The following is a 15,935-nucleotide window of genomic DNA, read 5'->3' on the forward strand; positions in this document are numbered from 1 at the left end:
CGTCTGCCGTCACGAACACACTCAAACCTCGCCTCCCGATTCCCGCTCGGAAGGAGCGGGTCTCATCCGTCTTCCTGGTACAGAAGCGTGAGCGTACCGAGGAGGCTTCCTACCACGGCCGGCAGCCAGGCCGCCACTGGCGCCGCCACGAGACCCGCGGCGCCGAGACCCTCCATCAACTGCCGCGCGACGTAGAGCGCGAACCCCGCCGCCACGCCGCCCAGCACGAGCTTTCCGACACCACCAAAGCGGAAAAACCGTAAGGAAACGGTTGCGGCGACGAGGACCATGGCCAGAAACAGGGCCGGCCGCGCCCAGAGCACGTCGTACTGGAGGCGGTAGCGGGTGGCGTCGAGACCGGCCCGTTCGGTCCGCGCGATCGTGTCCGGCAGTTGCCAGAAAGGCACAGATTCCGGGGGGGTGAAGCGCTGGCGGATCTGCCCGAGGTCGAGAGTCGAGGCGATCAGGTAGCTGCCGAAGGATTCGGGCGGCGACTCGGGCGTGATCAGGCGGACATCCTGGAGCTCCCACCAGCCGTCGTGGAGCACGGCGCGGGCGGCCACGATCTCGGCGGTGAAACGGCCGTCATCGTCGAAGGTGTAGACCTGCACGCCGGCGAGGGTGGTGGTGCCCTCCACCGCCGTCTCGGCCCGGATGATGGCGCTGCCGTCGATGCTCTTCTGGCGCAGCCAGAGCGCCTTGCCGGAGCCCGCCTTGGTGGATTTGGCGAAGATCTTCGCCTCGATCTCGGTGGAGCGCTGCTTCAGGGCCGCCGAGAGGGGGTTGTAGACGCCCACCGCGAAGGCGCCGAGCGCCAAAGCCACGAACAGGCCGGGCTGGAGGAACTGCCAGGCCGAGATCCCGGCCGCGCGCGCCACCACCAGCTCGAGCTTGCGCGAGAGCTGGAGGAGCGCCGCCATCGAGCCGAACAGCACCGCGAAGGGCAGCACGCCCTCGGCGACCGCGGGGGTGCGGTAGAGCGAGAGCTGCGCCATCAGCCCCGTGGAGGCGCCCTCGGCATCGCCCGCCCGGCGCAGCAGCTCCACGAAGTCGAGGGTGTAGACCAGGGCGAAGACGGTGATGAAGACGCCGAGCACGGTGCGCACGAAGCGCCACGCGAAATAGGTCCCGAGAGTGCGGCCGATCAGCATGGCCTAGCCCCGCGCGAGCCGGCGGCCCGGCCCCAGGCCCCGGAGGGCGGCGGCGAGGCGCGCGTTGAGGCTGCGCACCGCCGGACCGTGGAAGATGATCAGGCTCGACAGGCCGATCGCCGCGAGCGGCACCGCGTAGATCGCGAGCGCCGCCCCGGCGCTGCGCGCGGCGGCGCTCGTCGCGGCGAAGCCCGCGATGCGCAGCGCCACCACGGCGACCACGGCGCCGGCCACCGCCACGCCCCGCCCCTGGCGGGTGGTGCGCGGGTCGCCGAGGGCGGCGAAGGCGATGAAGGCGAGCGCCAGCGGGTAGAGCCAGGAGGAGAGCCGGTCGTGCAGTTCCGCCCGGAAGCGGCCCTTCTGGAGCTTGAAGTAGCCCTCCGTCCGGTCGGGGAAGAGGAGCTGCGTCGTCGAGCGCTCGCGCGGCTTGTAGATCACGTCCGAGTCCGGGGGCGCGAAGGCGGCGAGGTCGATCGTGTAGCGCTCGAAGGTCAGGATCGAGGAATCGCGGCTGTCCTTCTGCTGCTGGAGCACGCTGCCCTTCTCCAGCGCGAGGTAGCTCTGGCCCTCCACCTCCACCGCGTTGCCGCGGTCGGCGAGGTAGACCTTGCTCTTGCCGGCCTCGCGCCCGTCCCGGATGAACAGGCCGAGCAGCGTCCCGTTCTGCCCGCGCTCGCGGAAGTGGAAGCTGATCCCGTTGTCGAGCTCGGTGAACTGGCCCTCCTTCACCACGTTGGCGATGAAGTCGCCGCGCACCCGCGTGATGACGTCGCGCAGCTCCTGGAAGCTCGCCGGCATCACCACGATGGTGAGGAAGCCGACGAGGAAGCTCACCATGGTCGCGAGCGTCAGGAAGGGCCGCAGGATCGCCCGCGGGCGCATGCCGGCGGCCGACATCACGATCAGCTCCGAATCGCCGTTGAGCTTGTTCAGCGCGTAGATGACCGCGATGAACAGGGCCATCGGCGCGATCACGACGACGAGGGTCGGCAGCGACAGGCCGGTGACGAACAGGAAGATCAGGAGCGTCTGCCCCTTGGCCGTGATCAGGTCGAGCTCGCGCAGGGCCTGCGTCACCCAGATCGTGCCCGTCAGCCCGATCAGGCAGGCGAGGAAGGCGCCGAGCGCGATGCGGAAGATGTAGCGCTCGATCTGGTTCATCGCGTCGGCCCCGGGGCCTCCTCTTTGCCGGCTGTTCGGTTCGCCCGTGCGCACTGGCATGGCGCGCGAACTGGGGCGGTTTCAAGAGCGAAGCCGCCGCGTTGCGTTCTCTGCCTCAGCGGCTACACAGGATGCACCATCGCGGAGGCCCGCGGCGCGGGCCTCGATCTCACGACCGGAAGCACTTCGGAAAGCGGCACATGGCGGACGGCATCAGCATCACCTTCGCACCGGTCGGGCGGGCCGGCGGGGGCGACCTCGTCGTGTTCGTGGGCGACGACCTCGCCCTCGGCAGCGCCGCGCGCGAGGTGCTGGGGCAGGCGGGCACCGATCTCGTCGCCCGCGCGGCGGCCTCCGAGCAGTTCAAGGGCCGCGCGCAGACCGCGCTGGCGCTGCCGGCGCCCGCCGGGGTGGAGGCGGACCGCCTCGTCGTGATCGGCCTCGGCTCGGACAAGGACCGCGCCAAGGTCGAGTGGCCGATGCTCGGCGGCTTCACCGCCGGCAAGGTCCCCGGCCGGCAGGCCCGGGTGGTGCTCGACTGGCCGGGCGCCGAGATCGGCGGGCGCGAGGCGGCCGACTTCGCCCTCGGCGCGCGCCTGCGCGGCTACGCCTTCGACCGCTACAAGACCAAGAAGAAGAACGACGAGGACAAGGGCGGCGCCGCGCTGACCCTGATGCTCGCCGACCACGCCGCGGCGGAGGCGGCGGGCAAGGACAGCGCCGCGGTCGCCGCGGGCGTGGTGCTCGCCCGCGACCTCGTGAACGAGCCGCCGAACGTGCTCTACCCGGCCGAGTTCGCCCGGCGCGCCGCGGAGCTGACGAAGCTCGGCGTCGAGGTGGAGGTGCTGGAGCCCGCCCGCCTGCGCGAGCTCGGCATGGGCGCCCTGCTCGCCGTGGCCCAGGGCTCGGCCCGCGAGCCGCGCGTGGCGATCATGCGCTGGAACGGCGGCCGGCCCGGCGACGCGCCGCTCGCGCTGATCGGCAAGGGCGTGGTGTTCGATTCCGGCGGCGTCTCCATCAAGTCGGCCGGCGGCATGGAGGACATGAAGGGCGACATGGGCGGCGCGGCGGCCGTGGTCGGCACCCTGCACGCGCTGGCGAGCCGCAAGGCCAAGGCCAACGTGGTCGGCGCCATCGGCATCGTCGAGAACATGCCCGACGGCAATTCCTACCGGCCCTCCGACATCGTCACCTCCATGTCGGGCCAGACCATCGAGGTCATCAACACGGATGCCGAGGGGCGCCTCGTCCTCGCCGACGTGCTCTGGCACATCCAGCAGGCCTACAAGCCCAAGGCAATGATCGACCTCGCCACGCTCACCGGCGCGATCATTGTGGCCCTCGGCCAGGACATCGCCGGCATGTTCTCGAATGACGACGAGCTCTCCGGCCGCCTCCACGCGGCGGGCGAGGCGACGGGCGAGAAGGTCTGGCGGATGCCGCTGATCCCGGCCTACGACAAGGCGATCGACTCGAAGTTCGCCGACATGAAGAATACCGGCGGCCGGCACGGCGGCGCGGCCACCGCGGCCGCCTTCCTCAAGCGCTACGTCAACGACACGCCTTGGGCGCATCTCGACATCGCGGGCGTGGCCATGTCCTCGACCGCGAGCGAGATCAACAAGAGCTGGGGCGCCGGCTGGGGCGTCCGCCTGCTCGACCGGCTGGTGCGCGACCATTACGAGGCGCGCTGAGCGGGCCCTGCGCGCGTCAGAACCAGAAGCTGACTTCCCCTCTCGAACGGGAGGGGAAGTCCTGCTTTCAAAACCTCGCAAGATGGTCCGCGCGAAAGTCCGTTTCCGACCCTTCTCTGAAGTCCGCAGCGTCCGCTTGCGGGCTGTCTGGTGAGGCGGAACCTACGACAAGGGTTGGTTGCAAAGCCGGCAGGCTGGTTCCGAGAAGCCAGCACGAGGAAGCGGCCATCATCACGGCGACCGCTCAAATCCCGTCCGGAGGTTTGGAACGTTGATCTTTCAAGTGGTCAGCTGGCGAAACGCTGCAACGCCTTCGTCACCTCGTCCCGCTTGTAGGGCTTTGAGAAGAACACGCCGCGCGCCGGGAGATCCTTCGGCTGTAGACGCTGCTTGCCCGAGATGATGATGAGCTCGATGGGAGGCCAGCGGTCCCGGATCGTGGCCGCGAGCTTCATCCCGTCGACGCCGCCGGGCATGTCGATGTCCGTGAACACGACGCGGATGTCGAGGCGGTTCTCCAGGATGCGGACCGCCTCGTCTGCGCTGCGCGCCTCGACCACGTCGAAGCCCGCCGTCTCGACGAGGTCGACCGCCATCATAAGCTGCAGGGGTTCATCCTCGACGACGAGGATCACGGCGGAGGCCGGTGGCATGGCTTGTCCCATGATGGCCTCCTAGGACTGATGGATCTGCGCGAGCGGCGCGCGCATCTCGGCCCGGAAACCAGTGGGCTTGTAGCGGAGATCGACGTCGCCCGTCCCGACCAATCCGAGGCGGATCAGGCGCGAGCCGAAGCCGCGTCTGGTGGGTTCCTTCACGGGCGGCCCACCGCTCTCCTCCCAGTCGAGCACCAGGTCACCCTCTTCGCCATCGCCGTCGACACGCCAACTGACCCCGACGTGGCCCTGATCGTTGGAGAGGGCCCCGTACTTCGTCGCGTTGGTCGCGAGTTCATGCAGCAGAAGAGAGACAGATAGGGTCGCCCGCGGCCCGAGCGAGATCTGCGGCCCAGAAAGCGTGAGCCGGGCCGTTTGGGCGAAGGTTTGCAGCACCGCGCCAGCGACCGCGTCCAGGGGGGCCGCCGTCCATTCTTGTTGCAGCAGGACGTCATGGGCTGCCGAAAGCGCGTGGATGCGCTTCTCGAACGCCTCGACCGGCTCCCGGTCGGGTACCGACCTCAGGGTCTGGGTCGCGATAGAGAGGACCATGGCCAGCATGTTCTTCATGCGGTGGCTCAGTTCCTGGTTGAGCACCCGCTGCTGCTCCTCCGCCTCAAGGCGGCCGATGGCGGCCCGGGTGCGGTCGGCGACGTTGCGCAGGAAAGCTTGCTCTTCGGGTGTCCAGGCGTGCGGGTCGGCCTTCAGAGCGAAGAACAGGGTGACGAACTGGCCGTGCTCCATCAGCGGGATGTTAGCGATGGACCGGACGCCCAGGGCGACCAGAGCGTCGCCGCCGGTGGCCGTCCGCGGATCGTCCAGGGCGTTGGCGATGAACACGGCACGACCCGCCTTGAGATCGTCCACGTACGATCCGTAGCTTCGGAAGGAGTGCGTACCCCTCAGGCTCTCGACCCCCTCTGCGACGTGGTCGTCGGCGATCGTCACGATCTCGCGCACGTGATCGACATCGCCGTACCCGACGTGGCTGAGCCCGAGCGTGCGGGCTAGGATCTCGGCGGCGACCGAGGCGACGTCGGCCTTGCGGGTGACGTGGCGCAGCCGGTCGCCGAGTTCGATCAGGGCGTTGCGGCGCTCCTCGGCCTGCTTGCGCGTGGTGACGTCGATAAACATCACGGCGAGACGCTGCCCCGCCTCCTTGTTGGCGCGCGCCTCGAAGGTTCGGCTGAGGGCAGGCACGGCGACCTCGAACGTCGCGGGCTCGCCGGTGTCGACCACGCCCGCGTAGATGTCGATCAGCCATTGCGGGATGGTCGGGATGACCTCGCGGATGGTCCGACCCACGGTGTCGTTCGCGGGTAGGCTCGACTGGGTCTCGAAGGCGGGGTTGACCTCCAGGAAGCGGAGGTCGACCGGGCGGCCCGCGTCGTCCCGCAGGATCTCGCCGGAGAAGAACCCCTCGTGCATGCTGGTGAACAGGCTGCGCCAGCGATCTTCGCTCGCCGAGACGGCGCGCTCGGCATCCCTCTGGATCGTGATGTCCCGCGAGACCGAGAGCAGCATCTCCGGAGCCCCCTGCGCGTCGAGGATCGGCGTGACCTGAACATCCCACCAGCGCGGGTTGCCAGCCATGGTGCTGGCTCCGCCCTGGAAGCGGCCGACGCCCCCCGCCTTGGCCGCAGCGACAGCCGCCTTGGCGTCCGCGTTGCCCTGGCCTTGCCAGAAGCTGGGCCAGGGACAGCCGCGGATGGCGTTGAAGTCGCTGACCTCCATCACGCGCTTGCCGCCCTCACTCATGAAGGTGAGCCGATCCTGCAAGTCGAGGACCTTGATGCAGTCCGCGGACGAGGCGAGGACGCTTCGCATGAAGGCAGCCTCCTTGCGTCGCTCCCTCAAGGCGCGACGAAGGTCGAGCTGCGTCATGACCTGACGCGCGAGGACACGGAGGGTCTGTTGCTGGACGCCGGTCAGGTTGCGCGGCTCGTAGTCCAGCACGCAGACGGTGCCGATGGCGTGGCCGTCGACGGTCTTCAGGAGGGCACCAGCGTAGAACTTCAAATGGGGGTCGCCGGCGACCAGCGGGTTGCACTCGAACCGCGCGTCGCGGGTGGCGTCGGGGACGAGGAGGAAGTCCTCTTCCAGGATGGCGCTGGCGCAGAACGAACTGTCGAGCGGCGTCTCGCGCACGCCGAGGCCGACCTCTGCCTTGAAGAACTGGCGGCCCTCGCCGATCAGGTTCACGACGGCGATGGGCGTGCCGCAGACCGCTGAGGCGAGCGCTGCGATCTCGTCGAACTCCGGTTCGCGCGGCGTGTCGAGGATCTGGTAGCCATTGAGGGCTGCCAAGCGGGCGTCCTCGGCGTCGATGCCAGCGACGGCCACGGGCGACTTTGCCGGTTCAATCATAGGCGAGGTCGCTGCCGGTCCGCTTGCCCGCGCTCACCGCCAACCTGTGCGGCGGTGAGAAGTGCACGTTCAGGGAGAGCGAGATTTTCTGAGGGGCGCGAAGGGGCATGAGCGACAATCGGTGTCGGGTGCCATGCCCTTTACCACAGGAGGTTCGATTGGGCATGAGACGATTGCGCGAGGGCTGAGCGGCCCATACGGCACCTGCACTCGTACAAGCGGTCCGGGCCAATGGACCAAGGGCCAAAGATGACCCTGTGCAGCGTCCGCCCCTGGCCGCGATTGGGAAGCCCGAGCGGTTGTCCGCGCGTCCTGCTTGAGTCGGAGAAGGAATGTCCGCTGACGGGCACGGCGTCGAAGACCGCTTTCCACCCGAACCGGACCTGAGCAACTCAGTCAGGCCGATTGAGGCTTTTGAGCTGCGGCGTTGACATTCGTTAGGAACCAGCCCCGACCCTGCGCGTCCCGAAAGCCGATCCCCTCCATCGGGCCGACGAGCGCACCGCGTGGCGCTTAAACCCCGGAGCCTCTAGAACACGGCCCTCCGCGCCATCCGGCCGGACCGATGCGAAGGGCGACACCATGCGAGGCACGCGCGCGATCCTGGCCGGGGTTCCGCTCGCCGCGGCGCTGCTGGCGGTCCTCGCGGTGGCGGTGACGGGCCTCAGCCAGCGCTCGGCCCTGCCGCCGGCCCTGGAGCCCTACGCCTACGGCTTCTTCCTCGACCGCTACCCCCTCTTTGCCTTCGCGCTCGTCTACGGGCTCGCCCGCATCCTGGCGGCGGCGGCCATGCCCGGCCCGGCCTCGCCGGCGCGGCGCGTGGTGTTCGCAGGGCTCGGTCTCGTGCTCCTCCTCGCTGCCGCGCTCCACCCCACCTTCGGCGGCCTCGTGCTGCGCGGCGGCTTCATGGCCGGCGGCTCGGCCTTCCTCACCGGCCAGCCGATCGGCCTCGCCTACGCGATCGGCGCGGCGGTGGCTGCCCTCGTCTTCGGCCTCGCCATCGGCCTGCCGAGCTGGCTCGGGCGGGCGCAGGTCCGGCGGGCCGGCTTCTGGCGCAGGGCGCGCGGGCTCGCCGCAACCGCCACCTTGAGCTTCCTCGCCCTCTGGCTCGCCGCCGCCCTGATCGGGCTCGGCCGCGACCTCGGCATCGGCCCCTGGCCGCGCCGCACCTTCACCCCGGAGGAGGCCCTGCGCGCCGCCCTGGTCCTCCTCGTGGCCGGGCTGCCGCACACCCTGGTCATCGCCTTCCGCAGCGTCGGCCCGGCGCCGGCCGGCAGGGACCGGCTGCCCCTTGGCATGCCGCTCCCGGCACGATAGTTCATGTATGAACGAATTCGTGCCGCTGTCGCTGCTGGGGGGCCGGCCTCGCTTGCCCCCACCGGAACGATCCCGCACAGTTCGGGTCCGGAGCGGCGCCCGATCGCGATGCGGTCGGGCGCCGCTCCGGGCTCCTGACGGGACGCGCCTCGCAGGAGCGGTGGAGTGTACAAAGCGGCCGATACGAAGCCGCGCGTCAGGGAGTGCGCCGTGATCGAGCAGCAGAGGGCCGCCACGTCGGGGCGCGACAAGCCGTGGCTCGCCGCCTACCCGCCCGGGATGCCCGCCGAGATCGAGGTGGACGGGCTCGGCACCCTCGTCGACATGTTCGAGGCGAGCACGCGCCGCTTCGCGGAAAGACCCGCGCTGATCTGCTTCGGCTCCTCCGTCAGCTATGCCGAACTCGGCCGCATGGCCCGGGCGCTCGCGGCCTGGCTGCAGGGGCAGGGTGTCGGCAAGGGCGACCGCGTCGCGATCATGATGCCGAACGTGCCGGCCTATCCCGTCTCGCTGTTCGGCACGCTGCTGGCGGGCGGCACGGTGGTGAACGTCAACCCGCTCTACACCCCGCGCGAGCTCACGGCGCAGCTCAACGATTCGGGCGCGCGCACCCTGATCGTGCTGGAGAACTTCGCCCACACCGTCGCCGAGGCGCTGCCGCAGCTGAGCCTCGACCGCGTCCTGCTGGTCGGGCCCGGCGACGGGCTCGGGCTGAAGGGCCGGCTGATCGACCTCGCCTCGCGCCACATCAAGAAGGCGGTGAAGCCCTTCAGCCTGCCGGCCGGCCTCGGCATCCGCTTCACCGCGGCGCTGAAGGCGGGGGCCGGGCTGCCGCCGAAGCCGGTGACGGTGGTGCAGGAGGATCTCGCCTTCCTGCAATATACCGGTGGCACCACCGGCGTGGCCAAGGCCGCGATGCTGACCCACCGCAACATCCTCGCCAACGTCGTCCAATCGCAGATCTGGTTCGAGGCGACCGATCCGGACGGGCCGCGGCGGGTGATGGTGACGGCCCTGCCGCTCTACCACATCTTCGCGCTGACCTGCTGCTTCCTGTTCTTCATCCGCTCGGGGGGGTGCTGCCTGCTGATCCCGAATCCGCGCGACGCGGACGGGTTCATCAAGACGCTCTCGAAGCACCGCTTCACCCACATGTCGGGGGTGAACACCCTGTTCAACCTGCTGAACAACCACCCGAAATTCCCGACGCTCGACTTCTCCCACCTCGATTACGTGGTCGGCGGCGGCATGGCGGTGCAGCGGTCGGTGGCCAAGCGCTGGAAGGAGATCACGAACTCGACGATCATCGAGGGCTACGGGTTGTCCGAGACCTCGCCGGTCGTCTGCGTGAACCCCTACCGGCTCGCCGAATGGTCCGGCACGATCGGCTATCCCGTGCCCTCCACCGAGGTCTCGATCCGGCGCGCCGACGGCATGCCCGCCCCCTTCGGCGAGCCCGGCGAGATCTGCGTGCGCGGCCCCCAGGTGATGAAGGGCTACTGGAGCCGGCCCGACGAGACCGCGCGGGCGATGACCGCGGACGGCTTCTTCCGCACCGGCGACGTCGCCGTGATGGAGGCCGACGGGCAGGTCCGCATCGTGGACCGGATGAAGGACATGATCCTCGTCTCCGGCTTCAACGTCTATCCGAACGAGGTCGAGGACGTGCTGGCCGGCCATCCCGGCATCCTCGAATGCGCGGTGGTCGGGGCGCCCTGCCCGGAGGCCGGCGAGATGGTGGTGGCCCATGTGGTGCTGCGCGACGCCGCGCTGACGGTCGACGCGATCCGGGCCCATGCCCGCTCGCAGCTCACCGGCTACAAGGTGCCGCGCAAGGTGGTGATCCAGGCGGCCCTGCCGAAGACCAATGTCGGCAAGGTGCTGCGCCGGGCGCTGCGCGAGGAGGCGCCGCCCGCGTAACCGCGGGGGCCTTCAGGCGAATGGGACGCTGAGCCGCATTCACCCCGCGCGGCCGGGCACCGATCTGGATGCGCGTGGGTCACAGGCAGGAGCGAGCCCCATGTTGATCAAGCGCAGCCGCGGCTGGGACATCCCCGAGCGCCTCGCCACGCCCGAATCCGTCTTCCTCGACCGGCGCGCGCTGCTCGGCGGCGCGGCGGGCCTCGTGGCCGGCTCGCTGCTCGCACCCCGCCTCGGCCTCGCGGCGGCCGGCCCCTACCCGGCCCCGCGCAACGAGGCCTACACCCTCGACCGGGCGGTGACGCCGGAGCGCTACAGCGGCGACTACAACAACTTCTACGAGTTCGGCACCGCGAAGACCGTGCTGCCCGCGGCCAACGCGCTCAAGACCGATCCGTGGACGGTGAAGATCGACGGCCTCGTCGAGAAGCCCTTCGAGATCGGCGTGGACGAGCTGATCCGGAAGGCGGGCCTGGAGGAGCGGCTCTATCGCCACCGCTGCGTCGAGGCGTGGTCGATGGCGGTGCCCTGGACCGGCTTCCCGCTCGCCAAGCTGGTGGCCATGGCCAAGCCCGCCTCGGGCGCCAAGTACGTCCAGTTCCAGACCTTCCTCGACAAGGCCATGGCGCCCGGCCAGCGAGCCTTCTTCTACCCCTGGCCGTATATCGAGGGCCTGACGCTCGCGGAAGCCACCAACGACCTCGCCTTCATGGTCACCGGCGTCTACGGCAAGCCGCTGCCGAACCAGTTCGGCGCGCCGATCCGCCTCGCGCTGCCGTGGAAGTACGGCTTCAAGTCGATCAAGTCGATCGTGAAGGTCTCCTTCACGGCCGAGCGGCCGAAGACCTTCTGGGAGGGCCTGCAGGCCTCCGAATATGGCTTCTGGGCGAACGTGAACCCGGCCGTGCCCCATCCGCGCTGGAGCCAGGCGAGCGAGCGCGTGCTCGGCACCAACGAGCGCGTGCCGACCCTGATCTACAACGGCTACGGCGAGCAGGTCGCCGGGCTCTACAAGGGGCTGGAGAAGGAGCGGCTCTTCGTTTGAGCCGCCCCGCTCAGTAGGTCCAGCGCTGCGCCTTCGAGACCAGGAAGTCGCGGAAGGCCTGGACGCGGGCCACCGTGCGCATCTCCTCGGCATAGACGAGGTAGCTGTCGAGCGTCGGCATCTCGCTCTCGGTGAGCACCTGCACGAGGCTGTCCTGCCCGTCGACGGCGTAGTCCGGCAGGATGCCGATCCCGGCGCCGGTCTCCATCGCCTTCTGCAGGGCGCCGACATTGTTCACGGTGAAGTGCACCGGCCGGCGCTCGCGGCCCTCGCGCCCGATATCGGCGAGGTAATGGGCGGCCAGCAGGTAGGACGGCTCGTTGCCGCCGAAGGAGACGAGGCGGTGCTCGTCGAGCTGGTCCACGCTCTTCGGCGCCCCGAACCGCTTGATGTAATCCGGGCTCGCGAAGGCGTGGTAGTGCACCGTGAACAGCCGGCGCTGGATCAGGTCCGGCTGGGCCGGGCGGCGCATGCGGATGGCGATGTCGGCCTCGCGCATGGCGAGGTCGAGCTCCTCGTTGGTGAGGATCAGCTCGATGCGGACATCCGGGTAGAGGTCGAGGAACTCGGCCACCCGCTGCGACAGCCACGCGGTGCCCAGCCCCACCGTGGTCGTCACCTTGAGGTCGCCGGTCGGCCGCTCGCTGGTCTCGACGAGGCGGGCCTTGGTGTTCTCCAGCCGCAGCTTCATGTCGCGCGCGGCGCGGAACAGCAGGTCGCCCTGCTCGGTGAGGATCAGGCCGCGGGCGTGCCGGTGGAACAGCGGCGCCTTCAGCTCGCGCTCCAGCGCGCTGATCTGGCGGCTGACGGCGGACTGGCTGAGGCCGATATCGTCTCCCGCCTTCGTGAAGCTCCCGGCCTCGGCGACGTTGAGGAAGATCCGAATCTTGTCCCAGTCCACGGCGAGCGACCCCCACACAAAGGGAATGCACCGCACGGCCTGATGCGGCAGCGCGGCATTGCGGTCAGGACATGACACATGCGTTCCGGACGCGCATCTGCGCAAGCCACGCAGGGAGAAATTTGTTGATAGCCGGAAGGATTTTCGGCGGAACGCTGAATTCCAACATGAGGAAGGGCTTCAGGCCCCTCCCGGAATAGGCGCGGGTCCCCTCCCCTTGCGGGGAGGAGAGCGGTCCCGTGCGGAGGGAAGGCCGCCCCCTACTCCGCGGCGGCCTTCTGCGGCGGCTCGCCGATCTCGAGATTGGCCAGGAACTTCTCGGCCTCGAGCGCGGCCATGCAGCCCATGCCGGCAGCGGTGATGGCCTGGCGGTAGACGTCGTCGGTCACGTCGCCGGCGGCGTAGACGCCGGGGATCTCGGTCTCGGTCGTGCCCGGCCGCACGGTCAGGTAGCCGCCGTGGCGCATGGGCAATTGGCCCTCGAAGATCGCGGTCGCCGGCTGGTGGCCGATGGCGACGAAGAGCCCGTCGGCCTTGCGCTCGGTGATGGCGCCGCTGGTCACGTCGCGCAGGCGCAGATGGGTCACGCTGGGAGCCGGCTTCTCGACGCCGCAGATCTCCTCCACCGCGTGGTTCCAGATCACCTCGACGTTCGGGTGCTTGAACAGGCGTTCCTGCAGGATGCGCTCGGCCCGGAAGCCGTCCCGGCGGTGCACCACCGTGACCTTGGCGGCGATGTTGGCGAGGTAGAGCGCCTCCTCGACGGCCGTGTTGCCGCCGCCGACCACCACCACCTCCTTGCCGCGGAAGAAGAAGCCGTCGCAGGTGGCGCAGGCCGAGACGCCGCCGCCCTGGAACTTCGCCTCGGAGGGCAGGCCCAGCCACTTGGCCTGCGCGCCCGTGGCGATGATCAGCGCGTCGCAGGAATAGGTCTCGCCGGAATCGGCCTCCAGCCGGAAGGGCCGGGTCTTGAGATCGACCTTGGTGATGTACTCGGACACGATCTGAGTGCCGACATGCTCGGCCTGGAGGCGCATCTGCTCCATCAGCCAGGGGCCCTGGATCGCCTCGGCGAAGCCCGGATAGTTCTCGACATCCGTGGTGATCATGAGCTGGCCGCCCGGCTGGAAGCCGGAGATCAGCAGCGGCTGGACCATGGCGCGGGCCGCGTAGATCGCGGCCGTGTAGCCGGCCGGGCCGGACCCGATGATCACGAGCTTGGCGTGGGTATGGGCCATGTCGTCCTCGAATCTCCCATGTCCCGGGTTTCCAAAGGGATCATCCCTTTGGCGGGTCCAGGGCGGAGCCCTGGTATAGACGCCGGGGCAACAGCTCCGGCTTCCGGCCAAAGGGATGATCCCTTTAGAAACCCGAAAAAATCCTCAGCCCCCCAGGGCCGCCTTGTGCGCAGCATAGCTGCGCGCCAGCGCCTCGGCGATACGCGGCGTCGCGTCGATCGGCTTGTAGCTCAAGGTCTCGAACTGCCCGGTGAAGGGCCGGAGTGCCCCCGCGATCGCGAGCCCGGCGAACATCCGCCGGTGGCGGATATAGGTACGGGGCAGCTCGAACAGCAGGACCGGGGCGCCGGTGCTCGCCGCCTCGCTCACCATGTTGGCCGAATCCGAGGTGACGACCACCGCGTCGGCGAGCGCCAGCATGGAAACGTAGGGGTTCTCGCCGGTGCCGTCCCAGAGGAAGCCGCCGGTCTCGGCCGCGAGCCGCTTCACCGCCTCCCGCAGGGGATCGGGCGTGCGCCGCGAGACCGTGACAACCAGGCGGCAGCCGAGATCCGCGAGCTTGCGCAGGTTGTCCACGAGGCGGCCCATATCCGCCTTGCGATAGCTGAGATGCCGGCTGTCGCCGCCGATCAGCACCGCCACGCGGGGCCGGCCGAGGCTGGCAAGGCGCGGATCGGGCCGGGCCCGCGCCGCCGCGAGCCGCGCGGCGGTGACGAGATGGGGCGCGGTGAGCGTGGTGAAGACGTTGGGCCCGCGCAGGTCGTCGTAATCCGGCACCCAGATGAAGTCGGCACTGTCGTGCCCGGTGCGCGGATCCTTGAGGAAGGCCGTGAAGATCCGCCGGTCGGTGGCGCGGCGCATGGCGCGGAGATACGGCACCGAGCGACGGCCCGACGCGATCAGGATCTCGGGATAGGGTCCCCGCAGCGCGCCGGAGCGGCTGTGCGGACCCTCGCGCGGGTCGATCGGCCCCCAGGGCGCCGTCCAGCCGAAGGGCCCGTGCGCGGGCACCCGGCGCAGCTCGTAATCGAGCCCGAGGGTCTCGGCGATGCCGACGCACTGGTTCTCGTCGCCCGCCTTGCCGTCGGTGACGATCCAGGCGCGCAGACCGGTGAGGTCGGGGGCCGGCCGCTCGGCGGCGTCGGTCGTAATCTCGCTACGCTCGGACACGGACATCAGAGCCTGTCTGACCAAGATCGGCAGGAATCTGCCCGCAGAGCACAGTTCGTCCCATCCATCCCCCTCATCCTGAGGTGGCCGCGCCAGCGGCCCTCGAAGGAGCCCTCCAGGGATCTCGGCGCGCTCTGGAGGCCCCCTTCGAGGCTGCTCCGCCGCACCTCAGGATGAGGCCGAGGATGGGAGGGAGCGGGCAAACAGGCGCTCAATTCAGCGGCAGGTCGCGGCGCAGCCACTGGGCGTAGATCTCCGCGATGGCCGCCACGCGGCGGCGCTCGGAGCCCGGCTCGTACCATGCCCCGCCATAGCTCGACGGCGTCGCCGTGAGCTGCGGGTGGCGGCCGAGCACGGCGCCGCGCCGGTCGACCAGCAGGGCCTCGCCCTCCAGGTAGTCGTTCTGCATCCCCCCGCCGAAGCCGCCGCGGCGGGTGCTGCCGCCGGCATAGTGGCGCAGCGACGGGGGGGTGACCCGCCCCACGAGGATCGGGCCGGGCCCGCCGATGCGGTCGCGAAAGTTCCGGCGCAGGGCGGCGGTGAGGTCGGCGCGCAGGGCCTCCGCCTCGAGGCCGCCGCCGCGGGCGAGCAGCGGGCGCACGTCCACTCGCACGTCGCCGAAGCGGCCGCCGGGCAGCGGCGGGAAGGCGTCGGGCGCGACGCCCGCCGGCGGGGCCTGCGCGCCGGCCGGGCCGGCGGCGAGGCCGGCCAGGCCGAAGGACAGGAGCCCCGCGGCCAGGAGGCTGGCGAGCCGGCCGCGGCGATTGCCCATCATGATCGAGGACCTCAGCCGCGATACTCGACGCCGACGACCTCGTAGGACTTGCCGCCGCCGGGCGTCGTCACCTCGACGGTGTCGCCGACGCCCTTGCCGATCAGCGCCCGGGCGATGGGCGAGGTGATCGAGACGCGGCCGGAGCGCACGTCGGCCTCGGGCTCGCCGACGATCTGGTAGGTCTTCTCCTCCTCCGTGTCCTCGTCCACGAGCTTCACGGTGGCGCCGAACTTGATCTTGCTGCCCGACAGCTTCGAGACGTCGATGATCTCGGCGCGCGAGATCATGCTCTCCAGCTCCAGAACGCGGCCCTCGTTGTGGGACTGCGCCTCCTTGGCGGCATGGTACTCGGCGTTCTCCGAGAGGTCCCCGAGCGCGCGCGCCTCCGCGATGGCCTGGATGATGCGCTGGCGCTCCACCTGCTGACGGTGCTTCAGCTCCTCCTCGAGAGCGGCGAAGCCGCGGACCGTGATCGGAACCTTGTCTATGCTCATCGTCTCGCGCCACAATGAATAGGCCCGGTCGGGAGCGGGTCTCCCT

At 69.9% G+C, this 15,935-nt stretch carries 13 protein-coding genes; 4 read left to right on the forward strand and 9 right to left on the reverse strand.

Annotated features, from left to right (window positions below; genetic code table 11):
* Nucleotides 1–62 precede the first annotated feature (62 nt).
* Nucleotides 63–1,151: an LPS export ABC transporter permease LptG gene (gene lptG, locus MTDSW087_RS01530; protein WP_144759190.1), complete on the reverse strand. Its 1,089-nt coding sequence runs from the start codon at nt 1,149–1,151 to the stop codon at nt 63–65.
* Nucleotides 1,152–1,154: 3 nt separating this feature from the next.
* Nucleotides 1,155–2,312: an LPS export ABC transporter permease LptF gene (gene lptF / locus MTDSW087_RS01535; protein ID WP_144759193.1), complete on the reverse strand. Its 1,158-nt coding sequence runs from the start codon at nt 2,310–2,312 to the stop codon at nt 1,155–1,157.
* A gap of 200 nt (nt 2,313–2,512) precedes the next feature.
* Here lptF and MTDSW087_RS01540 point away from each other — a divergent pair, with 200 nt between their 5' ends.
* Nucleotides 2,513–4,006 carry a leucyl aminopeptidase gene (locus MTDSW087_RS01540; protein WP_144759196.1) on the forward strand — a complete coding sequence of 498 codons (1,494 nt, stop codon included), beginning with the start codon at nt 2,513–2,515 and terminating at the stop codon, nt 4,004–4,006.
* A gap of 287 nt (nt 4,007–4,293) precedes the next feature.
* On the opposite strand, the gene MTDSW087_RS01545 is transcribed toward MTDSW087_RS01540, so the two are convergent.
* Together MTDSW087_RS01545 and MTDSW087_RS01550 are read right to left on the reverse strand one after the other, a co-directional pair.
* Entirely contained in the window at nt 4,294–4,659 is a 366-nt protein-coding gene (locus MTDSW087_RS01545) for a response regulator (RefSeq protein ID WP_144759508.1), read from the reverse strand.
* A gap of 21 nt (nt 4,660–4,680) precedes the next feature.
* Complete coding sequence (locus MTDSW087_RS01550) at nt 4,681–7,029, reverse strand: HWE histidine kinase domain-containing protein (protein WP_244948366.1); 2,349 nt, start codon at nt 7,027–7,029, stop codon at nt 4,681–4,683.
* 582 nt (nt 7,030–7,611) lie between these two features.
* Here MTDSW087_RS01550 and MTDSW087_RS01555 point away from each other — a divergent pair.
* The 3 genes from MTDSW087_RS01555 (at nt 7,612) to msrP (ending at nt 11,311) form a co-directional block, all read left to right on the forward strand.
* Entirely contained in the window at nt 7,612–8,346 is a 735-nt protein-coding gene (locus MTDSW087_RS01555) for a hypothetical protein (RefSeq protein WP_186383697.1), read from the forward strand.
* Between the two features lie 213 nt (nt 8,347–8,559).
* Nucleotides 8,560–10,266 (forward strand): AMP-binding protein, encoded by a 1,707-nt coding sequence (locus tag MTDSW087_RS01560; RefSeq protein WP_373321935.1) that lies wholly within the window; start codon nt 8,560–8,562, stop codon nt 10,264–10,266.
* Between the two features lie 100 nt (nt 10,267–10,366).
* Nucleotides 10,367–11,311, forward strand: coding sequence for a protein-methionine-sulfoxide reductase catalytic subunit MsrP (gene msrP / locus MTDSW087_RS01565; protein ID WP_144759199.1), 945 nt, complete (start codon nt 10,367–10,369; stop codon nt 11,309–11,311).
* A 10-nt stretch (nt 11,312–11,321) separates the two neighbouring features.
* Here the strand turns inward: msrP and MTDSW087_RS01570 are convergent, their stop codons facing one another.
* From MTDSW087_RS01570 to greA, 5 genes are all read right to left on the reverse strand, one after another.
* Entirely contained in the window at nt 11,322–12,212 is an 891-nt protein-coding gene (locus MTDSW087_RS01570; protein WP_144759516.1) for a LysR family transcriptional regulator, read from the reverse strand.
* Nucleotides 12,213–12,472: 260 nt separating this feature from the next.
* Nucleotides 12,473–13,450 (reverse strand): thioredoxin-disulfide reductase, encoded by a 978-nt coding sequence (gene trxB / locus MTDSW087_RS01575; protein ID WP_144759202.1) that lies wholly within the window; start codon nt 13,448–13,450, stop codon nt 12,473–12,475.
* A 144-nt stretch (nt 13,451–13,594) separates the two neighbouring features.
* Nucleotides 13,595–14,626: a mitochondrial fission ELM1 family protein gene (locus tag MTDSW087_RS01580; RefSeq protein ID WP_144759204.1), complete on the reverse strand. Its 1,032-nt coding sequence runs from the start codon at nt 14,624–14,626 to the stop codon at nt 13,595–13,597.
* A gap of 205 nt (nt 14,627–14,831) precedes the next feature.
* Nucleotides 14,832–15,392 (reverse strand): hypothetical protein, encoded by a 561-nt coding sequence (locus MTDSW087_RS01585; protein ID WP_186383707.1) that lies wholly within the window; start codon nt 15,390–15,392, stop codon nt 14,832–14,834.
* Between the two features lie 14 nt (nt 15,393–15,406).
* The gene (gene greA / locus MTDSW087_RS01590) at nt 15,407–15,883 is read right to left on the reverse strand and encodes a transcription elongation factor GreA (RefSeq protein ID WP_186383706.1); all 477 of its coding nucleotides are present in this window, start codon (nt 15,881–15,883) and stop codon (nt 15,407–15,409) included.
* Between the last annotated feature and the right edge of the window lie 52 nt (nt 15,884–15,935).

It is taken from the genome of Methylobacterium dankookense (assembly GCF_902141855.1).
In the GTDB taxonomy this organism is placed as follows: Bacteria; Pseudomonadota; Alphaproteobacteria; order Rhizobiales; family Beijerinckiaceae; genus Methylobacterium; species Methylobacterium dankookense.

Excerpts from the sequence above, each read along its gene's own strand:
- MTDSW087_RS01580 (WP_144759204.1), bottom strand. The coding sequence starts at position 14,626 with ATGTCCGTGTCCGAGCGTAGCGAGATTACGACCGACGCCGCCGAGCGG.
- MTDSW087_RS01555 (WP_186383697.1), top strand. The coding sequence starts at position 7,612 with ATGCGAGGCACGCGCGCGATCCTGGCCGGGGTTCCGCTCGCCGCGGCG.
- lptG (WP_144759190.1), bottom strand. The coding sequence starts at position 1,151 with ATGCTGATCGGCCGCACTCTCGGGACCTATTTCGCGTGGCGCTTCGTG.
- MTDSW087_RS01550 (WP_244948366.1), bottom strand. The coding sequence starts at position 7,029 with ATGATTGAACCGGCAAAGTCGCCCGTGGCCGTCGCTGGCATCGACGCC.
- lptF (WP_144759193.1), bottom strand. The coding sequence starts at position 2,312 with ATGAACCAGATCGAGCGCTACATCTTCCGCATCGCGCTCGGCGCCTTC.
- msrP (WP_144759199.1), top strand. The coding sequence starts at position 10,367 with ATGTTGATCAAGCGCAGCCGCGGCTGGGACATCCCCGAGCGCCTCGCC.
- MTDSW087_RS01585 (WP_186383707.1), bottom strand. The coding sequence starts at position 15,392 with ATGGGCAATCGCCGCGGCCGGCTCGCCAGCCTCCTGGCCGCGGGGCTC.
- MTDSW087_RS01540 (WP_144759196.1), top strand. The coding sequence starts at position 2,513 with ATGGCGGACGGCATCAGCATCACCTTCGCACCGGTCGGGCGGGCCGGC.
- trxB (WP_144759202.1), bottom strand. The coding sequence starts at position 13,450 with ATGGCCCATACCCACGCCAAGCTCGTGATCATCGGGTCCGGCCCGGCC.
- MTDSW087_RS01545 (WP_144759508.1), bottom strand. The coding sequence starts at position 4,659 with ATGCCACCGGCCTCCGCCGTGATCCTCGTCGTCGAGGATGAACCCCTG.